This is a genomic window from Nocardiopsis sp. NPDC049922 (assembly GCF_040660275.1).
GTDB lineage: Bacteria > Actinomycetota > Actinomycetes > Streptosporangiales > Streptosporangiaceae > Nocardiopsis.
In genome coordinates this window covers 216,596-235,764 of the sequence record NZ_JBFAME010000004.1, presented here as the reverse complement: position 1 = coordinate 235,764, position 19,169 = coordinate 216,596, and the positions used below count along the sequence as shown (strand labels likewise).

Sequence of the window (19,169 nt, the reverse complement as noted above, 5' to 3'; positions counted from 1 at the left end):
ACGGGCGCGCGCTAACGCAGCGGGAAGACGGCACGCACCAGGAAACCTCCCGTCGGCAGCGGCCCCGCCTCGAAGCGACCGCCCAGGGCGGACACGCGCTCGCGCATCCCCCGGAGCCCGTTGCCCTCGGGCCGGGTGTCGGCGGTGGCCGCGCGGCCGTCGTCGACGATCCGCACCGCGACCTCGCCCGGGGCGCGCTCGATCGCCACGTCCGCCCGGCGGGCGCCCGAGTGCCGACGGATGTTGGTGAGCGCCTCCTGCGCGATCCGGTAGGTGGCCAGGCCGACCGGGGCGGGCAGCCCGACCGCCGCCGCCACGGTCGCGCCGTCGGCCCGGTCCGCGTCCTCGACGCCGTCCACGACGAGCCGGACGTCCACCCCGGCCTCCCGGGTGCGGCGGACCAGCTCCGGCAGCTGGTCGACCCCGCGCGTGGGCGCGACGGGCGCACCGCCCTCCGCACACCCGCTCTCGGCCTCGTCGACCTGACGCAGCACGCCCAGCGTCGCCCGCAGTTCCCGCAGGGTGTCCTTGCTGGCGGTCTTGATCGCCGCCAGGGCCGCGTACGCCTCGTCGGGGTCCCGGCGGTGCACGGCGGAGGCGGCCTGCACGTTGATCAGGGAGATGTTGTGCGCGATGACGTCGTGCAGTTCGCGGGCGATGTGCAGGCGCTCCTCGGTCGCGCGGCGCCGCGCCTCCTCCTCCCGGGTGCGCTCGGCCTCCAGCATGCGCTCCTCGACCTGGCGCAGGTAGGCGGCGCGGTGACGGCAGATCTCGGCGGCGGCGATGACGACGATCATCCAGGCGAGGATGGTCAGGGCGCGCCAGGGTTCGAACGCGATCGACTCGCCGACCATGAACACGCCGAGCGCCACGAGGATCGTGACGGCGGGCGCGGCCCGCAGTCCCCGCGCGGCCAGGCGGATGACCGCGACGAAGAACAGCAGCCAGGCGGTCCAGGCGTCGGTGGGACCGGTGACGTAGTACAGGGGCAGACTCAGCCCGACGACGACGGCGGTGACGAACGGCCAGCGGCCGAGAATCGCCAGGGAGGCGGCGCCGACGAGCAGCAGCGCCATGCTCTGCGGCGCGGGCAGGCCGCCGCGGTCGAACTCGACGAGCACGTCCGCGATGAGGAGGGCGGCCGCCGTGACCACGGCGATGGCGACATCGGTGGCCGTGTCGCCCCGGTCGCACTCGACCCGCAGGTCCGCGCCGACCAGCGCCCGCCACATCCTCCGGGCCCTCCCGGGTTCCGCGCCCACGCTACCGACCGCCACGGGCGACGAACATGGGCGCGGCCACCAGGCCGAGGGCGGCGCAGACGGCGATGAGATATCTGAGCAGCGGCGCCCAGGCGGGCAGCGCGCCGCCGCCGGCCACGAGCAGGCCGATGCCGAGCACGTTCGAGAGTACGAAGCCCACGAGACCCCCGCCGATCAGTCCGAGCGCCGCCGCCCCGATGAGCTTGAGCACGCTGCTCCTCCAGGGATCGGTTCTCACACGGGTGTGCCGGGACACTACCCGTCGAGGCACCGGACGGCCGTCCGTCTGTGGCTGACACTTCCCCTCCGCCCTGAGACGTACACGTGCCGACGGGGATACGCCCGGCCGGGGCGTGCCGGGGTGGGCGCGGGGCACGAGGGATCGTCGACCGGCGCACCAGCCGGGGTTGCGACACTCGTGCCCGCTCGCGCGTCGAACGGACCTCGCGCGCCGAAGGGAAAGGGGCCCGTCGTGGTCAACACCAACCCGCCCACCGACGCCTCGCCCGCCGCGACGCCGGTGACCGGACGGGACATGGGCCCGTTCGGCCGGGCGTTCCGGTTCGTCTCCGGTGTGTGCGGGCTGATCCTGCTGTACTTCCGGCTGCCGTGGGACGAGGGCGCCGCGGCCTACCTCGGCATGATGGCGGTGTATCTGGTGCTCATCGCCGGGGCGTACATCGCGGTGTTCGGACTGTTGCGCGAGAGGATGCTGGGGCGGGTGAGTCCGTGGATCCCGGCGGGACTGTTCCAGGCGCCGATCCTCATCTACCCGTTCGGGCTCGGCACCGGGCCGCTGCACGACGCGTTGGCGCTGTACACGGCCGGGTCGCTCCTGGTCAACACGTTCAGCGGGTACGCGGGCCTGGAGGTGACGGCGGTGCCGTCGCTGGTGTGGCGGCGGCGGTACCCGATCTACTCGCCGTTCAACGGGGTGGACCTGGCCGAGCGGTCGATGCGCGAGGGGCTGGCGGCGCACTCCGGCGCGGCGCGGCTGCCGTGGATCGGGGCGGCGCTGGTGACGGCGTTCGTGTTCTGCGCGTTCTGGCTGATCGACTACATCGCGTTCATGCCGTTCCTCCAGGAGAACGGCATCGGCCCGGCGCTGCGCCTGCCCGGACCGGTCGCGGTGGTGCTGCTGCCGGCCGCCGCACTGGTCGCGTGGGACGCTCGGGTCCGGCGGGACCGGGGGCAGGGCGTGGCGGCGCTGGTTCTCGTGCTGCTGACGCCGGCGTTCGCGGTGGACATGGTGCCGGAGGTGCTGTGGATCGCCGTGATCGCGGGCGGGCTGGGCGTCGCCGTGTTCACCGGCGTCCGGGCGCTGGTGCGCCGGTCCCGGTCCGCGCACGTGTGAGGGCCGCCCCGATCGAGCGGGGCGGCCCCGGTCAGAGGGCGTCGAGCAGGGTCCTCGCCAGGTCGGCCGGGGCACCGCCGCCGTGCTCGGTCGGAACCCCGGGATCCTCAGGACCGGGAGGAAGTCAAGTGCCTCACTCGTCACCCTCGGCGAGATCGGAGATCGCTGTGAGGACACGCTTACGCACGGGACCGTCGAGTTTGCGCAACACCTTCCGAGCTGACGCCGAGATCTCGATGGTGTACCGGCTCACTCGTAATCCTCCATCCGGAACCGGACCATTGCGTCACGTCCCGCACGGATGTCGTCCTTCACACGATCGATCTCAGCGCCGTCCAGCAGGTCCTCGTAGTGCTCCACCAATGCAGCGGGGACCAGTACGTACCCCGCGAGATCATGCCCCACGAACGGCGTCGGATCCCTGGGTTCCAGGGGTTCAGCGCTCATCTCTTCTCCTCCTCGTCCGCCATCTGGTCAAGGACCCGATCGCGCTCCCGTCGAGTGCGCTCCTGATGGTCCAGCACGTCCCGAAGCAGCACTCGCCGGTGCCGCCCCCGCACAGCGAAGACTCCCTGAGCGCCCCGGCCGGACTCGCCACGTCATTCAGCGACGATCAGCGCCAGCTTCCCCCGCGTCCGCCGAAGCTCCGACACCCGGTGCGCCTCGGCCGCCTCCTCCAGCGGGAACGCCCGGGACACGTGCACCCGCAGCGCCCCCCGCTCGTACAGCTCCACGATCTCCCGCAGCCGCCCGACCGACCGCCGCGACCGGATCCCCACGACGCCCAGCTCGGCCGCCCCCGGGTAGTCCACGATCGTCCCGACCCGCTCCCGGTCCTTCACCAGCTCGGCCGAGGTCCGCAGCGTCTGCCCGCCGACCATGTCCAGCGCCGCGTCCACCCCGGCGGGCGCCACCGCGCGCACCCGGTCGGCGAGGCCCTCGCCGTGCCGCACCGGCACCGCGCCCAGCGCCCGCACGTGGTCGGCGTTGGCCGCACCGCACGTGCCCAGCACGGTCGCCCCCCACGCGCGCGCCATCTGCACCGCGAACGTCCCCACCCCGCCCGCGGCCGCGTGCACCAGGACGGTGTCCCCCTCGCCGACCCGCAGGGTCCGCAGCGCCGTGTGCGCGGTCTGCCCGGACGACGCGAACACCCCGGCGTGCTCCCACGGCATCCCCTCGGGCCGGGGCACGATCTGGTCGACGCCCACGACCACGAACTCCGCGTAGCAGGCCATCAGCGACCAGCCGAGGACGGCGTCCCCCACGGCCACCGCGTTCACTCCCTCGCCGAGGACGTCCACCGTCCCGGCGAAGTCGTTGCCCAGCACCTGGGGCGACGCCACCTCGAACCCGAGGCGCACACCCCGGCGGATCGCGGTGTCCACGGGCTGCACCCCGGCCGCGCGCACGCGGACGCGCACCTGCCCGGGGCCGGGATCGGGGTCGGGAAGGTCGAGGACCTCCAGGACGTCGGGGGGTCCGGGTCGGTGGAAGGCGACGGCTCGCATCGGATGTCCCTCTCGGGTCTCGGGGGGCGGAGCGGCCGGGCCCCGTGGCCGGCCGCGGGTCACCTCAGGTCACCTCGAAGTTGGCCATCATCATCATGTCCTCGTGTTCGAGGTTGTGGCAGTGGTACACGAACTTCCCGCGGTACCCGCCGAACGTCATGATGATCTCGGCCTCCTCCTCGCTGCCGAGGTCGATCGTGTCCTTCCACCCGGCGTCGTACGGGCCGGGCTCGCCGCCGTTGCGCGACAGCACCTGGAAGCGCACCAGGTGCAGGTGGACCGGGTGGTGGACGTTGGTGGTCAGCCGCCAGATCTGCGTGGAGTCCAGCGGGATCCGGGCGTCGACGGCGTCCGGGGAGAACGTCCGCCCGTTGATCGTCCACAGGTTGGGGCCCGGCCCGTGGGTGTTGGGGGCCTCGCGCGAGAACCGGGCGCGGTGTTCGGCGTCGGCGGACTCGCGGGTCAGGGGCACGAAGTCGGACAGGCGGTCGGGGATCGCGGTGTCGTCCTGGGCCTCGGACGTCACGCGGAACCGCATCACCTCGGCGGTGCGCCCCTCACCGAACTCGTTGACCAGCACGACCTCGGTCCCGACGGAGTACCCGGAGAAGTCGACGATCACGTCGAAGCGCTCGGCGGGCGCGGTGACGATCGCGTCGTGCTCGATCGGCGCGCCGAGGAGCCCGGCGTCGCTGGCGACCTGGACGAAGGGCGCCACCCCCTCGGGGGCGGGGTCGAGCACGAGGCGGTAGCGCCGGGCGTTGGAGGCGTTGAGGAGGCGGAACCGGTAGCGGACGTCGGCCACCTCCATGTACGGCCAGGGCGCCCCGTTGACGAGGATCGCGTCGCCAAGGACGCCGGACATGTACTGGTTGGCGACTCCCGGCTCGCTGACCAGGTCGGAGGAGAGCGCGGGGTAGAGGAACGACCCGTCCTCGTCGAAGGCCCGGTCGCAGATCATGAGCGGCACGTCGCGGTCCCCGGTGGGGAGGGGCAGCGCCTCCTCCTCGTCGTCGTGCACCAGGTGGAACCCGGCCAGCCCCTTGTAGACCTGCGGCCCCGTGAAGTCCATCCGGTGGTCGTGGTACCAGAGCGTGGCCGCGGGCTGGTTCATCGGGTACTCGTAGACCCGGCTGCCCTCGGTGGTGTCCCCGGGCAGCTCGTACCGGCTCTCCCACCCGCTCCGGGGGAAGATCAGGTCGGTGGGGTAGCCGTCGTGCTCGGGCGGGGTGTGGCCGCCGTGCAGGTGGACGACCACGGGCACGGGCAGCTCGTTGCGGTGCTCGACGACCGTCCTGCGCCCGGCCCGCGACACGATCGTCGGCCCCGGGAAGATCCCGTCGTACCCCCACACCTCGGTGGTCAGGCCGGGGAGGATCTCCGCCTCCCCCGACCGCTGGGTGATGACGTAGTAGTCGGCGTCCGCGTCGCTGCTCCGCGGCTCCAGCACGGGCGGGACCGGCAGCGGGACGGTGCCCGGTTCGGGCAGGTCGGCGGCGCTCTCCAGGAGCCGACCGGTGCTGCCCTCGTTCTCGTTGCCGCCGCCGTTCCCCCCGGCGCCGTTCCCGCACGAGACCGCCGCACCGGCCAGGGGCGCCGCGACTGCCGAGAACGTCGCCAGCCTCAGGGAGTCGCGTCGGGACATACTCATGGGCACTCCATGCCTTGTCGGTGGCCGTCCGGCGGGGCGCGGGCGGGGCACGGCCGCACCGGCCGCGTCAGCGCCCCTTCCGGATGCTAGGAAGGCGGTCACGGGGTGTCGTCGACCGGCGGTCGTCAGTGCGGATGGGCCGGGAGGTGTATGCCCGCGTCCACGCCTACATCCCCAGCACGAGATCCCCCGCCGCCCGCCGCCGCCCGCACGCGTGGCGCGTGCCCCTCGGCGCCCAGGCGCTCGACCGCCTCGTCGAACACGGCCAGGTCGTCGGCGGTGTCGCGCGGACGGGCCGGAAGCAGGGGGACGACGGCGCTGCGCCCGTCGACCACGGCCGGGTGCCGACGCGCGAGCGCGCTCAGCCCCTGTCCCGCTCCGGCCTCCAGCAGCAGGACGTCGTGGTCGCCCAACATCCGGTCGAGGGCGGGCCAGAACAGCACGGGCCCGGAGAGCTGACGCGCCCAGAACTCCGGGTCGCGGGCGCGGTCGGCGGTCAGGAGCCCGCCGAGTCCCGCCGAGTAGACGGGTGTCCGGGGAGCGCGGAGGCCGACCCGGCTCCAGGCGCTGACGGTTCCCTCGACGGCCCCGTCGAGCGCCGGGCTGTGGAACGCCTGCCGCGACCGGGCGAGGCGGCAGGTGAACCCGTCGGCGCGCAGGTCGGCGCGGACGGCGTCGACCTCCTCGGCGGGACCGGCCAGCAGCGTCTGCCACGGCGCGTTGACCGCCCCGACCACGACGTCGCCGCGCAGGTACGGATCCAGGTCGTCGACGGAGGCGGCCACGGCGAGCATCGCCCCGGGCGCGCTGTCGGCGAGCACGTCGATCCGGTCGCGGATCAGGGCGACGCCGTCCTCGAAGTCCAGTACCCCGGCCAGGGTCGCCGCCACGAGCTCGCCGACGCTGTGCCCCACGAGCGCGGCCGGTTCCAGCCCCAGGTCGAGCACGGCGCGGCCGAGCGCGTAGCCGACCGAGTAGAGCAGCGGCTGGGCGCGGGTGACGTCGTCGAACCGCTCCCGGGCCGCCCCGTCGTCGGACCCGCCCTCGCCCAGCCAGTCGGCGCGGATCGCCGCGCCCTCCGGGCCGAACAGGGTGAAGGCCTCGTCCATGGTCTCGGTGAACGCGGCGTTGGGCCCGTACAGTCCGGCCGCCATGAGCACCTGCTGGGACCCCTGGCCGGGGAACATCAGCGCGATCGGTCGGGTCAACTCCATCACTTCCTCGGGGTGTCGGCGCCGGAGGGCACGCGCGCGGGTGGGGACGGCATCAGGAAGAGCAGGGCCCACACGAGCAGGCAGCCCGCGGTCTCGCAGGCGACGACGGCGGTCATCGCGGCGACGTGGGCGGTCGGCGGTCCGTCGGGCCCGCCGAGCACGGCGAAGAACACCGCGCCGACGGCGGCGACCCCGAACGCGGCCCCGACCTGCTTGAAGGTGGTGAACACCCCGGCGGCGGCGCCCGCGTCGGCCTCGGGGAGGACGGTCAGGACGACGTCCATGATCGGTGCGCTCACCAGCCCCATCCCCACGCCCACGACCAGCAGGACGGGGGCGACGAGCAGGGGCGAGGGGTCGGTCTGTCCGGTGCGCACGACGGCGGCCAGGGCGGCCATCCCGGCGGTCATCACCACGGCCCCGGCCATGAGCACGCGACGCCCGTGGCCGCGCGCCCACCGGATCGCGGGCCCGGAGACCGCGGCGGTCCCGAGCGCCCACGGGCACACGAGCAGACCGGTCGCGCCCGGCGAGAGTCCGGCGCCGCTCTGGAGGAAGACCACGAAGACCAGGAAGAACCCGCCGACGAGCGCCGCCGTGACCGCCGTGACCAGCAGTCCGGCGGTGAACACCCGGTCGCCGAACAGCGCCGTCGGCACCAGCGGGAGCCCGCCCGCGCGCTCCCGGCGGCGCTCGGCGACCGCGAACAGCACCACGGCCGGGACCGACGCGGTCAGCATGACCCAGGTGTGCCACGGCCACCCCGTCTGGGCGCCGCCGACCAGCGGGTAGAGCAGGAGGAGCAGCGCGGTCCCGCCCAGCAGCACCCCCGGCGGGTCGAGCCGCGCTCCGCCGCGGGCCCGCGCCTCGGGCAGGCGGAGCCCGCCCAGGGCCACGAGCAGCCCGAGCGGCACGTTCACCGCCAGAACCGCCCGCCAGCCGAGGTCGAACGGCGCGAACTGGACGAGCACGCCGCCCAGGACGGGTCCGCCGACGGTCGCCAGCCCGATCACGGCGGCGTACGCGCCGAGTGCCGCCCCGCGCCGCTCCCGGGGCACGGCCGAGCGCAGCACGGCCAGGACCTGCGGTCCCGCCACGGCCGCGGACGCGCCCTGGAGGACCCGCGCCGCCAGCAACGTGGCGGGCCCCGTGGCGAGGGCGGCGAGCAGGGAGGCGAGGGTGAACCCGACCACCCCGGCCAGGAAGGCCCGCCGACGGCCGAGGATGTCCCCGAGTCGGCCGCCGGTGATGAGCAGCAGCGCGAACGGCAGGGTGTATCCGGCGAGGATCCACTGCATCACCGCGCCGCCGACCGCGAACTCCCGTTGGATCGCGGGCACGGCCACGTTGACGGCGGTGACCCCCGCCTGCGTCATGAAGGCCGCCGTCAGGACGGTGGCCAGGACGGCCCGGGTGCGCCCCGGGGCGGCGCCCGCGCCACCGTGGACGTCCGCGTCCCCCGCCGGGGCCGCCGCGCCGCCGGACGGCGGCGCGGCGTCCGCGCCCGTGCCCACGTCCTTGCCCGTGTCCGCGCTCACGGCGTCGGCAGGAGGGTCGCGGCGGTGGCGGTCGCGACCAGGGCGCCCAGCGCGCACACCGTGCGCCACCGGTGCCAGCCGCGCCACGACGGCCGGGGGTCGACCCAGCCCGGGGGCAGGTCGTCCGGGTCGACCCCGTTGACCCGCTTGTTGATCGGCACGTTCCCGAACTGCGACACGACCTGGACCCCGACCAGCATCGCCAGCCCGGCCCCGAACAGCACCCGCGAGGGGACCGTCGGCGCCAGGAGGACGAGCGCCAGGCAGGAGACCGCCGCCGCCGACACCACCAACGGCATCGACGGGTGGTACCCCTTGCCGAGCCGCCTGTGCAGTTCGATGTAGGAGCCCATCGGCATCGCCTCGACGGCGGGCAGCACGCTCACCGCGACCGCGAAGAACACCCCCGCGACGATCCCGCTTCCCAGGACCGCGACGATTCCGAGTATCTGTCCCAGCACCTGCACCACCATCGGCGACACCGCGTCTCCCTTCCGCGAATTCCGGTCGCCCCCACTAACCCACCCGGGCGTCGCACTCGTCTGGAACGGGGGTCGAGGATCCCTGGAGCGCTTTCTTCCGCGCATTTAAGGAACTACGACCGGCGACTGCGAATCTCTGCGGGACCGTGCTCCCAGCACACCCGCCGACGCCCGGCCAGCCCGGGCGGCGCCCGGCGGGGCCGCACCCGTGGAGAGGCCCCAGGCATGCACCGAACACTCATCGTCGCGCGCATGAACCCGGGTGACGCCGCTGACGTCGCCCAGGTCTTCGCCGACTCCGACGCGACCGAACTGCCGCACCTGATCGGCGTCGACCGGCGCACGCTGTTCCGGTTCCACGACCTCTACTTCCACCTGGTCGAGGCCGACGAGGACATCACCGGAAACCTCTACCGCGCGCGCAGCCACCCCCTGTACGAGGACATCCACCACCGGCTGGCGCGGTTCATCAGCCCCTACGACCCGGCCTGGGCGGAACCCAAGGACGCCATGGCCGAGGCCTTCTACTCGTGGACACCGGCCACATGAGCGGCGGCGGACACGTGGAGACCCCCCAGGAATGCGCGGAAACGGAGCAGCCCATGGCCGCCGCACCGGTGGTGAAGGTGTCGGAGCGCGACGTCCAGCCCGACCGCAGACGCGGGGGCGAGGTACGCGTCCTGCTCAGCCCGAGGACGGTGACGTCCACGTCGGGGTTCGGAGGAACGCTCACCCTGGGACCCGGTGAGTACGTGTGCGAGCACACCCACCCCTACTCGGAGGAGTTCGTCTACGTCGTGCGCGGCACGGTCGTGATGCGGGTGGCGGACGAGGAGATCGAACTGGGCGCGGGCGACGCGCTCATGGTCCCGATCGGCGAGCGGCACCGGGTCCGCAACCCCGGGTCCGAGACGGCGCACGTGGTGTTCCACCTCGGCCCGCTGGCCCCGCGCCCCGAGCTGGGCCACGTCGACCTGGAGCACCTGCCGACGGCCCCGGAGGGCCCGGCCGCCCAGGTGGGAGGCGTCCGATGAGCGGGCACGCGGTGGCCGTCACCGGCATCGGCGTGATCGCCCCGGGCGGCGTCGGCCGGGAGGCCTTCTGGGAGAGCGTCACCGCCGGGCGCACCGCCACGCGCGCGATCACGTTCTTCGACACCACCGGGTTCCGGTGCCGGATCGCCGCCGAGGCCGACTTCGACCCGGTCGCGGCCGGGCTGACGCCGCAGGAGGTCCGGCGCATGGACCGCGCGACCCAGTTCGCCGTGGTCTGCACGGGCGAGGCCCTGCGCGACAGCGGGCTGACCGTCGGCGACCTGACGCCCGGACGCACCGCGGTCAGCGTCGGCAACGCGGTCGGCTGCACGATGGGCCTGGAGAAGGAGTACACGGTCGTCAGCGACGGCGGCCGCAAGTGGCTGGTGGACCACGAGTACGCGGTGCCGCACATCTACGACTACTTCACCCCCAGCGCGATGGCCCGCGAGGTGGCCTGGGCGTGCGGCGCGGAGGGCGCGGCGCACGTGGTCTCCTCCGGGTGCACGTCGGGGATCGACGCCCTGGGCTACGCGGCGGAGCTGGTCCGCGAGGGCAGCGCCGACGTGGTGATCGCGGGCTCGACCGACGCGCCGATCTCGCCCATCACCGTGGCCTGCTTCGACGCCATCCGCGCCACCTCGATCACCAACGACAACCCCGCCGAGGCCTGCCGACCCTTCGACGCCGAGCGCAACGGTCTGGTCCTGGGCGAGGGGTCGGCGATGTTCGTCCTGGAACGCGCGGACGCCGCGCGCAGGCGCGGCGCGCACGTGTACTGCGAGATCAGCGGGTACGCCACGCGCGCCAACGCCTTCCACATGACCGGCCTCAAGCCCGACGGCCGCGAGATGGCCGAGGCGATCCGCGTCGCCCTGGACCAGGCACGGCTCGACCCGACCGACGTCGACTACGTCAACGCGCACGGCTCGGGCACCAGGCAGAACGACCGCCACGAGACCGCCGCCGTCAAGGCGAGCCTGGGCGAGCACGCCTACCGCACGCCGATGAGCGGCATCAAGTCGATGGTCGGCCACTCCCTGGGCGCGATCGGCTCGATCGAGGCGGCCGCCTGCGCACTGGCGATCGAGCACGACGTCATCCCGCCCACCGCCAACCTGCGCAACCGGGACCCCGAGTGCGACCTCGACTACGTCCCGGTGACCGCGCGCGACCAGCGCACCGACGTGGCGCTGTCGGTGGGCAGCGGCTTCGGCGGGTTCCAGAGCGCGATCGTCATGGCCGCACCGCGAGGAGGCTCCGTATGAGCGCCGTACGTGTGACCGGTCTGGGGGTGGTCGCCCCCAACGGCGTCGGCGTCCAGGCGTACTGGGCGGCGACGCTGGCGGGCAAGAGCGGGATCGACCGGATCCGCCGCTTCGACTGCTCCCAGTACCCGGTGACGCTGGCCGGGGAGGTCGCCGGCTTCGACCCGGCCGAGCACGTCCCCAGCCGCCTGATGGCGGAGACCTCGACCATGAGCCACCTGGCCTTCGCCGCGGCCGCCGAGGCGCTCGCCGACGCGGGCGCCGAGCCGACCGAGCTGCCCGAGTACGAGATGGGCGTGGTCACCGCGAACAGCACCGGCGGGGTGGAGTTCGGCCAGCGGGAGCTGGAGGTCCTCTGGAGCACCGGCCCGAAGAACATGAGCGCGTACATGTCGATCGCGTGGTTCTACGCGGCGACCAGCGGCCAGCTCTCCATCCGGCACAAGCTGCGCGGGCACTGCGGGGTGCTCGTCGCCGACCAGGCGGGCGGGCTCGACGCGCTCGGCCACGCGCGGCGGGTGCTGGGACAGGCCCAGAGCCTGGTCCTGGCGGGCGGCACGGAGTCGGCGATGTCCCCGGCCGGTCTGGTCTCCCAGATCCCGACCGGGCGGCTGACCACCGCCGACGACCCCGGCCGCGCGTTCCTGCCGTTCTCACCGGACGCCACCGGCCACGTCCTCGGCGAGGGCGGGGCGATCCTCGTCCTGGAGACGGAGGAGGGCGCGCGCGGGCGCGGTGTCCGGCAGGACCACGGGAGCGTGCTCGGCTACGCGTCGACCTTCGACCCGCGTCCGGGCAGCGGTCGGCCGCCCGCGCTGGAGGCGGCGGCGCGCGGCGCCCTGGCCGACGCCGGCCTGGAGCCCGGTGACGTCGACGTCGTGTTCGCGGACGCCGCCGGGGTCCCGGACCTGGACCGCGCCGAGGCGGAGGCGATCACCGCGGTCTTCGGCCCGCGCGGGGTGCCGGTGACCGCGCCCAAGACGCTCACCGGACGGCTGTCGGCGGGCGCGGGCCCGCTGGACGTCGTCACCGCCCTGCTGTCCTGCCGCGACGGGGTGATCCCGCCGACCGCCAACGTCACCGCGCTCGCCCCCGGGTGCGACGTCGACCTGGTCCGCGGCGAACCGCGCACCGCGCGCGAGCTGCGCACGGCCCTGGTCCTGGCCCGCGGCTACGGGGGCTTCAACTCCGCGCTGGTGGTGCGCGGACCCGAGAGCACGACCGAACACGCGTCCTGAGGAGGCACAGATGACACGATTCACCCCCGACGTCTTCCGCCGGGTCACCCGCGAGTCCGTCGGCGTCGACGACACGGTCGACCTGGACGGCGACATCCTCGACACCCCGTTCCCCGAGCTGGGCTACGACTCCCTCGCGGTCATGGAGATCGCCAACAAGGTGGAGAAGGAGTTCGGGCTCTCCCTGCCCGAGGAGGACCTCGGCGACCTGGAGACCCCGCGCGCCTTCATCGACTACGTCAACTCCCGCGTGGAGGTGGTGGGCTCGTGAGCGCGCGCACCGAGGCGACCATCGTCATCGACGCCCCCATGGACCTGGTGTGGGACATGACCAACGACGTCGAGTCGTGGCCGGAGCTGTTCACCGAGTACGCCGAGGCGGAGATCCTGGAGCGCCGCGGCGACACCGTCCGGTTCCGGCTCGCCCTGCACCCGGACGAGGACGGCAAGGTCTGGAGCTGGGTCTCCGAGCGGACCCCCGACCGGGAGAGCCGCACGGTGCGGGCGCACCGCGTCGAGACCGGGCCGTTCGAGTTCATGAACATCTACTGGGAGTACCTCCCCGTCGACGGCGGCGTGGAGATGCGCTGGGTCCAGGAGTTCCACGTCAAGGACGAGATGCCCTTCGACGACGACGCCATGGCCGAGCACATCCGCGGGAACACCGCCGAGCAGATGCCGCACATCAAGGAACAGGTCGAGAAGGCCGCACGGAACCGGTCCTCCTGAGCGCGCGGCCGACGGCCGCGGCGCCGCCCGGCGTCGGCCCCGCCCCGGAGGGCTCCGACTGGAGATGACCATGGCCTGGATCCTTCTGCCGCTCGCGATGGTCGGCAGCGGGCTGGTGACGGGGGGCATGATGATCGCCTTCCTCGGCGGAGCCCCGCTCCTGCTCCGCCTCCCCCGGGAGCAGTACGTGCCCGTGCACATGTTCCTGGTCTCCCGCTTCGACCCGTTCATGCCGATCTGCCTGCTCACGGCGCTGGTCAGCGACGCGCTGCTCGTCCTGGCCGCACCGCACGCGACGGCGCGGGTCCTCGCGGGCGCCGCCGCGCTGCTGCTCGTCGCTGCGATCACCGTGTCCCTCACCAAGAACGTCCCCATCAACCGCTGGGTCGCCCGGCTGGACCCCGACGACCTCCCCGAGGACTGGGAGTCGGTCGACCCGCGCAGGCGCTGGCGGGACTGGAACGCCGTCCGCACGGCGCTGGCCGCCGCCGCCCTGGTGTGCAACGCCCTGCTGCTGGGCTCCGTCCTGGCCTGACCGCCGCCGTGCCCCGGCGCCGCGCCGGCGCACCCCTGACCCCCCGGGACACCTGGCACCGTCCCGGCCCCCCTGGCACCGCACCGCCCGCATCCCCCGCCGACGTAGGAAGAGGAACCCATGAACGCCTCCCTGTCCGGAAAGAACGCCCTGGTCACCGGTGGATCCCGAGGGATCGGCCGCGCCGTCGTCCTCACCCTGGCCCGGGCCGGGGCCAACGTCACCGCCTGCTACCGGACCGAGAGCGAGGCCGTCCGCGAACTGGAGCAGGAGCTCAAGGAGATCCCCGGCGACCACCACGTGGTCCGAGCCGACGTGCGCTCCAAGGAGGACGTGGACCGGCTCGTCGCGGAGTGCCGCACCCGGTACGGCCGCCTGGACACGGTCGTCAACAACGCCGGCGTGATCAGCCACGTCCCCTACGACGAGCTGGCCGAGGACGAGTGGCACCGCGTCGTCGACACCCACCTGACCGGCGCGTTCCTGGTCATCCAGGCCGCGCTGCCGCTCATGGGCGAGGGCGGGTCGATCGTCAACATCGGCTCGCGGGTCGCCACGGTCGGCATCCCCACCCGTTCCCACTACACCGCCGCCAAGGCCGGTCTCATCGGCCTGTCCCGGTCGCTGTGCAAGGAGCTCGGCGGGCGCGGCATCCGCGTCAACGTCGTCGAGCCCGGTGTGATCGAGACCGAGGAGGCGGCCAAGCTGCCCAAGGAGAAGTACGAGCAGCTCCAGGCCCGTTACCGCCAGCTGACCTCCCTGGGCCGCCTGGGCACCCCCGAGGAGATCGGCGGCGCCGTCCTCTTCCTGGCCAGCGACCTGTCCCGGTACGTCACGGGCGCCACCATCCCCGTCGACGGCGGAATCTAGCCATGAAGCACACCAACGAGGAGAACACCATGTTCCGCGTCCTGCTGCGCTTCGAACTCAACCCCGGCATGGAGAAGGGGTTCGAGGACACGTGGCTGTCCATCGGCAACGTCATCACCGACCACCCCGCCAACCTCGGCCAGTGGCTGCTCCGGAGCAGTGACGAGGAGAGCGTCTACTACGTCGTCAGCGACTGGGTCGACGAGAAGCGCTTCCGCGAGTTCGAGCACAGCGACGAGCACGTCCAGCACCGGACCAAGCTGCACCCGTACCGGCGCGGCGGGGCGATGTACACGATGAACGTGGTCCACGAGCTGGTCGGGACGCGCGGGTGAGCGGGCGCGCACGGGTGCTCATCTGGCACCGGGCGCCCGACGACGGCCCCGGCGCGGTCGAGGACGCCTACCGCGCGATCAGCGAGGAGTTGGCCGGAACCCCCGGTCTGCTCGGCAACGAACTGCTGGGCGCGGTGGACGACGCCGGTCGACTGCTGGTGATGAGCGAGTGGGAGAGCCTCGCCGCCTTCCTGGACTGGGAGCGCGGCGCGGACCACCGCACGGCGACGGCGCCGCTGCGCCCCTTCCAGGACCGCGAACGCGACCGGTTCTTCGAGGTCTACGAGGTCAGGGACGCGTTCGGCGGGGAGTGACGATGGCGACGCCGAGCGACCACCCGGCCCCCCAGGACCCGCGGCGACGGCTGCTGGCGGGGCTGCGCTGGGCCGGGTGGGCGCTGGCCGCGTACGGCTGGCACCACTCCCCGACCCCCTACGGTCCGGGGGCGGCCGAGTTCGGCCTGCCTCCGGGCGCTCCGCCCGCCCCCGACCGACACCCACGCCAACGACGCCCCCGACGGCCCCCGCGACCGGCGGAGGGAGGAGTGGACATGACGGAGACGATCGAACCCACGGCCACGGCCGCCGACTGGGTGACCTGCGGCCGCTGCTCCGCGCTGCTGTACGCCAAGAGGTTCCGACGCGACCTCGGGGTGTGCTCGGAGTGCGGCCACCATTCCCGCCTGACCGCGCCGGAACGCCTGGCGCAGCTCCTCGACGAGGGCTCCGCGACGGTGCTGACCAGCCCGCACCCGCCCGAGGACCCCCTGGGCTTCGCCGATCTGCGGCCCTACGCCGACCGGCTGCGCGAGGCCCGCGCGGACACCGGAATGGACGACGCGCTGCTCCAGGCCACCGGGACGATCGAAGGGCACCCGGTCGTCGTGTGCGTCCTGGACTTCGCGTTCATGGGCGGCAGTCTGGGCACGGCCGTGGGCGAGGGCATCGCCGACGCCGCCGAGACCGCCCTGCGCACGCGCACGCCGCTGGTCCTGGTGACCGCCTCCGGAGGGGCGCGGATGCAGGAGGGCGTCCTGTCCCTCCTACAGATGGCCAAGACCAGCCAGGCCCTGGCCGCCCTGGACCGGGCGGGGGTGCTCACTGTCTCGGTCATCACCGACCCGACCTACGGCGGCGTGGCGGCCTCGTTCGCCACGCTGGCCGACGTCATCGTCGCCGAGCCCGGTGCGCGCATGGGCTTCGCGGGTCCGCGCGTCATCGCCCAGACCATCGGGCAGTCGCTGCCCGAGGGCTTCCAGACCGCCGAGTTCCTGCTGGGCAAGGGCCTGGTGGACGACGTCCGCCCGCGCGCGGAGCTGCGGTCGACCCTGGCCGGCCTCGTGCGGGCGGCCCGGCCGGACCGGGGGTCCGAGCCGGGGCCGGACACGCTGATCCGCCGGTTCGAGGACCTGCCCGAGCGCGACGCGTGGGAGTCGGTCCGCGCCGCCCGGCACGAGAGTCGGCCCACCGCGCTCGACTACGTCTCCCACCTGCTCGACGGCTTCCAGGAGCTGCACGGCGACCGGATCGCGGGCGACTGCCCGGCGATCGTCGGCGGGATGGGGCTGCTGGACGGGCGCACGGTCATGGTGATCGGCCACCAGAAGGGCCACACCACCCGGGAGCGCGTCGCCCGCAACTTCGGGATGCCCACCCCCGACGGGTACCGGAAGGCGGCGCGGCTCATGCGGCTGGCCGCCAAGCTGCGGATCCCGGTGGTGACCCTCATCGACACCCCGGGCGCGTACCCGGGCATGGAGGCCGAGGAGCGCGGGCAGGCGGTGGCGATCGCGGAGAGCATCCGGCTGATGTCGCAGCTGCCCGTGCCGGTGGTCAGCGTCGTCACCGGCGAGGGCGGCAGCGGGGGCGCGCTGGCCCTGGGCGTCGCCGACCGCGTGCTGTGTCTGGCCTCGGCGGTCTACTCCGTGATCAGCCCCGAGGGCTGCGCGGCGATCCTGTGGCGCGACGGCACCATGGCCCAGGACGCGGCGGCGGCGTTGCGCCTGGACGCCCGCGAACTGCTGCGGATGGGCGCCGTGGACGCGGTGGTCCCGGAGCCGGGCGAGGGCGCGCACACCGATCCGGTGGCCGCCGCCGACCTGCTCCACGAGGCCCTGCGCACGGCCCTGGCCGAGCTGGACGGCCGCTCGGAGGACGAGCTTCTGCACGAGCGCGGACAGCGCTTCCGCGACATCGGACGGAACCCGATCAGGAGGTCGGCACGGTGACCGAGACACCCCTCAACCACACCGCACGGGACACGGACGCAGACGAGGACGCGCCCGCGCTGGACGGGGCTCCGTCCGTCGCGGAGCTGTGCCGTCAGGCGGGGGCGCTGGTCCGCGACACGCACGGGCCGCTGCGGCGGCTGACCGTGCGGTCCGGGCCGACCGTCGTCGAACTGGAGTGGGCCGGAGCCCCGGCGGAGGCCGCGGCCCCGCCTCCCGCGCCCGGTGCCGGTCAGGCGGTCCAGACCGTGGGGACACCACTGGCCGGAGCGCATACCGCCGGGGCGGCGGATGCCGGCGGGGAGGACGTCCGACACGTCACCGCCGTCATGGTCGGCACCTTCTACCACGCGCCCGAACCCGGGGCGGCGCCGTTCGTCAGCCCCGGCGACCTCGTCGACAAGGGCCAGCAGATCGGGATCCTGGAGGCGATGAAGCTGATGAACCCGATCGAGTCGGACGTGCGCGGCCGGGTCGTGGAGGTGCTCGTCCCCGACGGGACCTCCGTGGAGTACGGGCAGCCGCTCATCGCCGTGGCGCCCGAACCGTCCGAGGACCTGTGAGGGAGACGCACGTGATCGGCAGCATCCTCATCGCGAACCGGGGCGAGATCGCCCTGCGCGTGGCCCGCACCTGCCGCGAGATGGGCATCCGCACCATCGCCGTGTGCTCCACCGCCGACCGGGACTCGGCCGTCGCGCGGTTCGCCGACGAGACCGTCGTCATCGGCCCGGCGCCCGCCAGGAAGAGCTACCTCAACATCCCGTCGATCATCGAGGCGGCGGCCCGCGCCGGCGCCCAGGCCGTGCACCCGGGGTACGGGTTCCTGTCCGAGGACCCCGACTTCGCCGAGGTCTGCGCGGCCAACGGACTGACCTTCGTCGGCCCCCGCCCCCGGGTCATGGCCGAGCTCGGGGACAAGGCGGGGGCGCGCTCCCTCATGGAGCGGGCCGGGCTGCCCGTGCTGCCCGGCAGCCGGGTCCCGCCGCCCAACGCGGCCGCGGCCAAGGAGGCGGCGGACGCGATCGGCTACCCGGTGATCGTCAAGGCCGTGGCGGGCGGCGGCGGGCGCGGGATGCGCGTCGTGTACGACCCGCGCGACCTGCCGCGCGCGTTCCGCGAGTGCGTGGCCAGCGCCCGCGCGGTGTTCGGCGACGGACGCGTGTACCTGGAGCGCTTCGTGGAGTCGGCGCGCCACGTCGAGGTGCAGGTCCTGTGCGACGAGCACGGGAACGGCGTCCACCTGGGGGCGCGGGACTGCTCGGTGCAGCGCCGCCACCAGAAGCTGGTCGAGGAGACCCCGGCGCCGGGCCTGTCGCCCCGGACGGTGGAGCGCATGTGCGAGGCGGCGGTGCGGGGCGCGCTGGCGGTCGGGTTCACCGGCGCGGGCACGTTCGAGTTCCTCGTCGACGGCGAGGAGTTCTTCTTCATCGAGATCAACTGCCGCATCCAGGTCGAGCACCCCGTCACCGAGATGGTCACCGGCGTGGACCTGGTCCGCGAGCAGATCCGGGTCACCTCCGGGATCCCCCTGGAGACGGACGCGGTGCCGCTCGACGGCGCGAGCATCGAGTGCCGGATCAACGCCGAGGACCCCCGGCGGGACTTCGCGCCCACGCCCGGCACGCTCACCGAGTTCCACCCGCCGGGCGGCCCGTTCACGCGGGTCGACACGCACGCGTACCCGGGGTGGACGATCACGCCCGACTACGACTCGCTGCTGGCGAAGGTCGCGGTGTGGGCGCCGGACCGGAGGGCGGCGATCGCCCGGATGGACCGGGCGCTGAGCGAGCTGCGGGTGTCCGGACCGGGCGTGCGCACGACCGCGCCGCTGCTGCGCGAGGTGCTGGCCGACTCGCGGTTCGTGGGGGCCAAGCACGACACGTCGCTGCTCCAGGACATGTTCCCGTGACGGATCGGG

At 73.8% G+C, this 19,169-nt stretch carries 22 protein-coding genes; 14 read left to right on the top strand and 8 right to left on the bottom strand.

Annotated features, from left to right (window positions below; translation table 11 throughout):
• Nucleotides 1-11: 11 nt before the first annotated feature.
• On the bottom strand, nt 12-1,277 hold the full coding sequence (locus tag AB0I72_RS10035) for a histidine kinase (protein ID WP_358565122.1): 1,266 nt from the start codon (nt 1,275-1,277) through the stop codon (nt 12-14).
• Nucleotides 1,264-1,473 carry a DUF5957 family protein gene (locus tag AB0I72_RS10030; RefSeq protein ID WP_358565120.1) on the bottom strand — a complete coding sequence of 70 codons (210 nt, stop codon included), beginning with the start codon at nt 1,471-1,473 and terminating at the stop codon, nt 1,264-1,266. The genes AB0I72_RS10035 and AB0I72_RS10030 overlap by 14 nt, the downstream gene beginning before the upstream one ends.
• Nucleotides 1,474-1,734: 261 nt before the next feature.
• Between AB0I72_RS10030 and AB0I72_RS10025 the strand changes: the two genes are divergently transcribed.
• Nucleotides 1,735-2,616: a DUF6410 domain-containing protein gene (locus AB0I72_RS10025; protein WP_358565118.1), complete on the top strand. Its 882-nt coding sequence runs from the start codon at nt 1,735-1,737 to the stop codon at nt 2,614-2,616.
• Between the two features lie 249 nt (nt 2,617-2,865).
• Here the strand turns inward: AB0I72_RS10025 and AB0I72_RS10020 are convergent, their stop codons facing one another.
• From AB0I72_RS10020 to AB0I72_RS09995, 6 genes are all read right to left on the bottom strand, one after another.
• Nucleotides 2,866-3,063 (bottom strand): hypothetical protein, encoded by a 198-nt coding sequence (locus AB0I72_RS10020; RefSeq protein ID WP_358565116.1) that lies wholly within the window; start codon nt 3,061-3,063, stop codon nt 2,866-2,868.
• Nucleotides 3,064-3,215: 152 nt separating this feature from the next.
• Nucleotides 3,216-4,127, bottom strand: a complete 912-nt coding sequence (locus AB0I72_RS10015; protein WP_358565113.1) for an NADP-dependent oxidoreductase — start codon at nt 4,125-4,127, stop codon at nt 3,216-3,218.
• 64 nt (nt 4,128-4,191) lie between these two features.
• Nucleotides 4,192-5,778 (bottom strand): multicopper oxidase family protein, encoded by a 1,587-nt coding sequence (locus AB0I72_RS10010; protein WP_358565110.1) that lies wholly within the window; start codon nt 5,776-5,778, stop codon nt 4,192-4,194.
• Nucleotides 5,779-5,903: 125 nt separating this feature from the next.
• Complete coding sequence (locus AB0I72_RS10005; protein ID WP_358565108.1) at nt 5,904-6,992, bottom strand: acyltransferase domain-containing protein; 1,089 nt, start codon at nt 6,990-6,992, stop codon at nt 5,904-5,906.
• The gene (locus AB0I72_RS10000) at nt 6,992-8,530 is read right to left on the bottom strand and encodes an MFS transporter (RefSeq protein ID WP_358565105.1); all 1,539 of its coding nucleotides are present in this window, start codon (nt 8,528-8,530) and stop codon (nt 6,992-6,994) included. The genes AB0I72_RS10005 and AB0I72_RS10000 overlap by 1 nt, the downstream gene beginning before the upstream one ends.
• Complete coding sequence (locus tag AB0I72_RS09995; RefSeq protein WP_358565622.1) at nt 8,527-9,003, bottom strand: DUF1772 domain-containing protein; 477 nt, start codon at nt 9,001-9,003, stop codon at nt 8,527-8,529. The genes AB0I72_RS10000 and AB0I72_RS09995 overlap by 4 nt, the downstream gene beginning before the upstream one ends.
• Nucleotides 9,004-9,237: 234 nt before the next feature.
• Between AB0I72_RS09995 and AB0I72_RS09990 the strand changes: the two genes are divergently transcribed.
• The 13 genes from AB0I72_RS09990 (at nt 9,238) to AB0I72_RS09930 (ending at nt 19,160) form a co-directional block, all read left to right on the top strand.
• Nucleotides 9,238-9,561, top strand: a complete 324-nt coding sequence (locus AB0I72_RS09990) for a TcmI family type II polyketide cyclase (RefSeq protein WP_358565102.1) — start codon at nt 9,238-9,240, stop codon at nt 9,559-9,561.
• A gap of 53 nt (nt 9,562-9,614) precedes the next feature.
• Nucleotides 9,615-10,046, top strand: coding sequence for a cupin domain-containing protein (locus AB0I72_RS09985; protein WP_358565099.1), 432 nt, complete (start codon nt 9,615-9,617; stop codon nt 10,044-10,046).
• Nucleotides 10,043-11,314 carry a beta-ketoacyl-[acyl-carrier-protein] synthase family protein gene (locus AB0I72_RS09980; RefSeq protein WP_358565096.1) on the top strand — a complete coding sequence of 424 codons (1,272 nt, stop codon included), beginning with the start codon at nt 10,043-10,045 and terminating at the stop codon, nt 11,312-11,314. Before AB0I72_RS09985 ends, AB0I72_RS09980 begins: the two co-directional genes overlap by 4 nt.
• The gene (locus AB0I72_RS09975; protein ID WP_358565093.1) at nt 11,311-12,552 is read left to right on the top strand and encodes a ketosynthase chain-length factor; all 1,242 of its coding nucleotides are present in this window, start codon (nt 11,311-11,313) and stop codon (nt 12,550-12,552) included. Before AB0I72_RS09980 ends, AB0I72_RS09975 begins: the two co-directional genes overlap by 4 nt.
• 10 nt (nt 12,553-12,562) lie before the next feature.
• Nucleotides 12,563-12,823 carry an acyl carrier protein gene (locus tag AB0I72_RS09970; RefSeq protein ID WP_358565090.1) on the top strand — a complete coding sequence of 87 codons (261 nt, stop codon included), beginning with the start codon at nt 12,563-12,565 and terminating at the stop codon, nt 12,821-12,823.
• On the top strand, nt 12,820-13,281 hold the full coding sequence (locus tag AB0I72_RS09965) for an SRPBCC family protein (protein ID WP_358565087.1): 462 nt from the start codon (nt 12,820-12,822) through the stop codon (nt 13,279-13,281). The genes AB0I72_RS09970 and AB0I72_RS09965 overlap by 4 nt, the downstream gene beginning before the upstream one ends.
• A 70-nt stretch (nt 13,282-13,351) precedes the next feature.
• Complete coding sequence (locus AB0I72_RS09960) at nt 13,352-13,816, top strand: DUF1772 domain-containing protein (RefSeq protein WP_358565084.1); 465 nt, start codon at nt 13,352-13,354, stop codon at nt 13,814-13,816.
• Nucleotides 13,817-13,936: 120 nt separating this feature from the next.
• The gene (locus AB0I72_RS09955; RefSeq protein ID WP_358565082.1) at nt 13,937-14,686 is read left to right on the top strand and encodes an SDR family NAD(P)-dependent oxidoreductase; all 750 of its coding nucleotides are present in this window, start codon (nt 13,937-13,939) and stop codon (nt 14,684-14,686) included.
• Nucleotides 14,687-14,688: 2 nt separating this feature from the next.
• A complete protein-coding gene (locus AB0I72_RS09950; RefSeq protein ID WP_358565079.1) occupies nt 14,689-15,021 on the top strand; it encodes an antibiotic biosynthesis monooxygenase in 333 nt (110 codons plus the stop codon).
• Entirely contained in the window at nt 15,018-15,335 is a 318-nt protein-coding gene (locus AB0I72_RS09945) for an antibiotic biosynthesis monooxygenase (RefSeq protein ID WP_358565076.1), read from the top strand. Before AB0I72_RS09950 ends, AB0I72_RS09945 begins: the two co-directional genes overlap by 4 nt.
• Nucleotides 15,336-15,337: 2 nt before the next feature.
• Nucleotides 15,338-17,248 (top strand): acetyl-CoA carboxylase carboxyltransferase subunit alpha, encoded by a 1,911-nt coding sequence (locus AB0I72_RS09940; RefSeq protein WP_358565073.1) that lies wholly within the window; start codon nt 15,338-15,340, stop codon nt 17,246-17,248.
• On the top strand, nt 17,245-17,811 hold the full coding sequence (locus AB0I72_RS09935; protein WP_358565070.1) for a biotin/lipoyl-containing protein: 567 nt from the start codon (nt 17,245-17,247) through the stop codon (nt 17,809-17,811). Before AB0I72_RS09940 ends, AB0I72_RS09935 begins: the two co-directional genes overlap by 4 nt.
• 11 nt (nt 17,812-17,822) lie before the next feature.
• Nucleotides 17,823-19,160 carry an acetyl-CoA carboxylase biotin carboxylase subunit gene (locus tag AB0I72_RS09930; RefSeq protein ID WP_358565067.1) on the top strand — a complete coding sequence of 446 codons (1,338 nt, stop codon included), beginning with the start codon at nt 17,823-17,825 and terminating at the stop codon, nt 19,158-19,160.
• Nucleotides 19,161-19,169: the final 9 nt, after the last annotated feature.

Excerpts from the sequence above, each read along its gene's own strand:
- AB0I72_RS10020 (WP_358565116.1), bottom strand. The coding sequence starts at position 3,063 with ATGAGCGCTGAACCCCTGGAACCCAGGGATCCGACGCCGTTCGTGGGG.
- AB0I72_RS10015 (WP_358565113.1), bottom strand. The coding sequence starts at position 4,127 with ATGCGAGCCGTCGCCTTCCACCGACCCGGACCCCCCGACGTCCTGGAG.
- AB0I72_RS10010 (WP_358565110.1), bottom strand. The coding sequence starts at position 5,778 with ATGAGTATGTCCCGACGCGACTCCCTGAGGCTGGCGACGTTCTCGGCA.
- AB0I72_RS10005 (WP_358565108.1), bottom strand. The coding sequence starts at position 6,992 with ATGGAGTTGACCCGACCGATCGCGCTGATGTTCCCCGGCCAGGGGTCC.
- AB0I72_RS09995 (WP_358565622.1), bottom strand. The coding sequence starts at position 9,003 with ATGGTGGTGCAGGTGCTGGGACAGATACTCGGAATCGTCGCGGTCCTG.
- AB0I72_RS09990 (WP_358565102.1), top strand. The coding sequence starts at position 9,238 with ATGCACCGAACACTCATCGTCGCGCGCATGAACCCGGGTGACGCCGCT.
- AB0I72_RS09985 (WP_358565099.1), top strand. The coding sequence starts at position 9,615 with ATGGCCGCCGCACCGGTGGTGAAGGTGTCGGAGCGCGACGTCCAGCCC.
- AB0I72_RS09980 (WP_358565096.1), top strand. The coding sequence starts at position 10,043 with ATGAGCGGGCACGCGGTGGCCGTCACCGGCATCGGCGTGATCGCCCCG.
- AB0I72_RS09975 (WP_358565093.1), top strand. The coding sequence starts at position 11,311 with ATGAGCGCCGTACGTGTGACCGGTCTGGGGGTGGTCGCCCCCAACGGC.
- AB0I72_RS09970 (WP_358565090.1), top strand. The coding sequence starts at position 12,563 with ATGACACGATTCACCCCCGACGTCTTCCGCCGGGTCACCCGCGAGTCC.
- AB0I72_RS09960 (WP_358565084.1), top strand. The coding sequence starts at position 13,352 with ATGGCCTGGATCCTTCTGCCGCTCGCGATGGTCGGCAGCGGGCTGGTG.
- AB0I72_RS09955 (WP_358565082.1), top strand. The coding sequence starts at position 13,937 with ATGAACGCCTCCCTGTCCGGAAAGAACGCCCTGGTCACCGGTGGATCC.
- AB0I72_RS09950 (WP_358565079.1), top strand. The coding sequence starts at position 14,689 with ATGAAGCACACCAACGAGGAGAACACCATGTTCCGCGTCCTGCTGCGC.
- AB0I72_RS09940 (WP_358565073.1), top strand. The coding sequence starts at position 15,338 with ATGGCGACGCCGAGCGACCACCCGGCCCCCCAGGACCCGCGGCGACGG.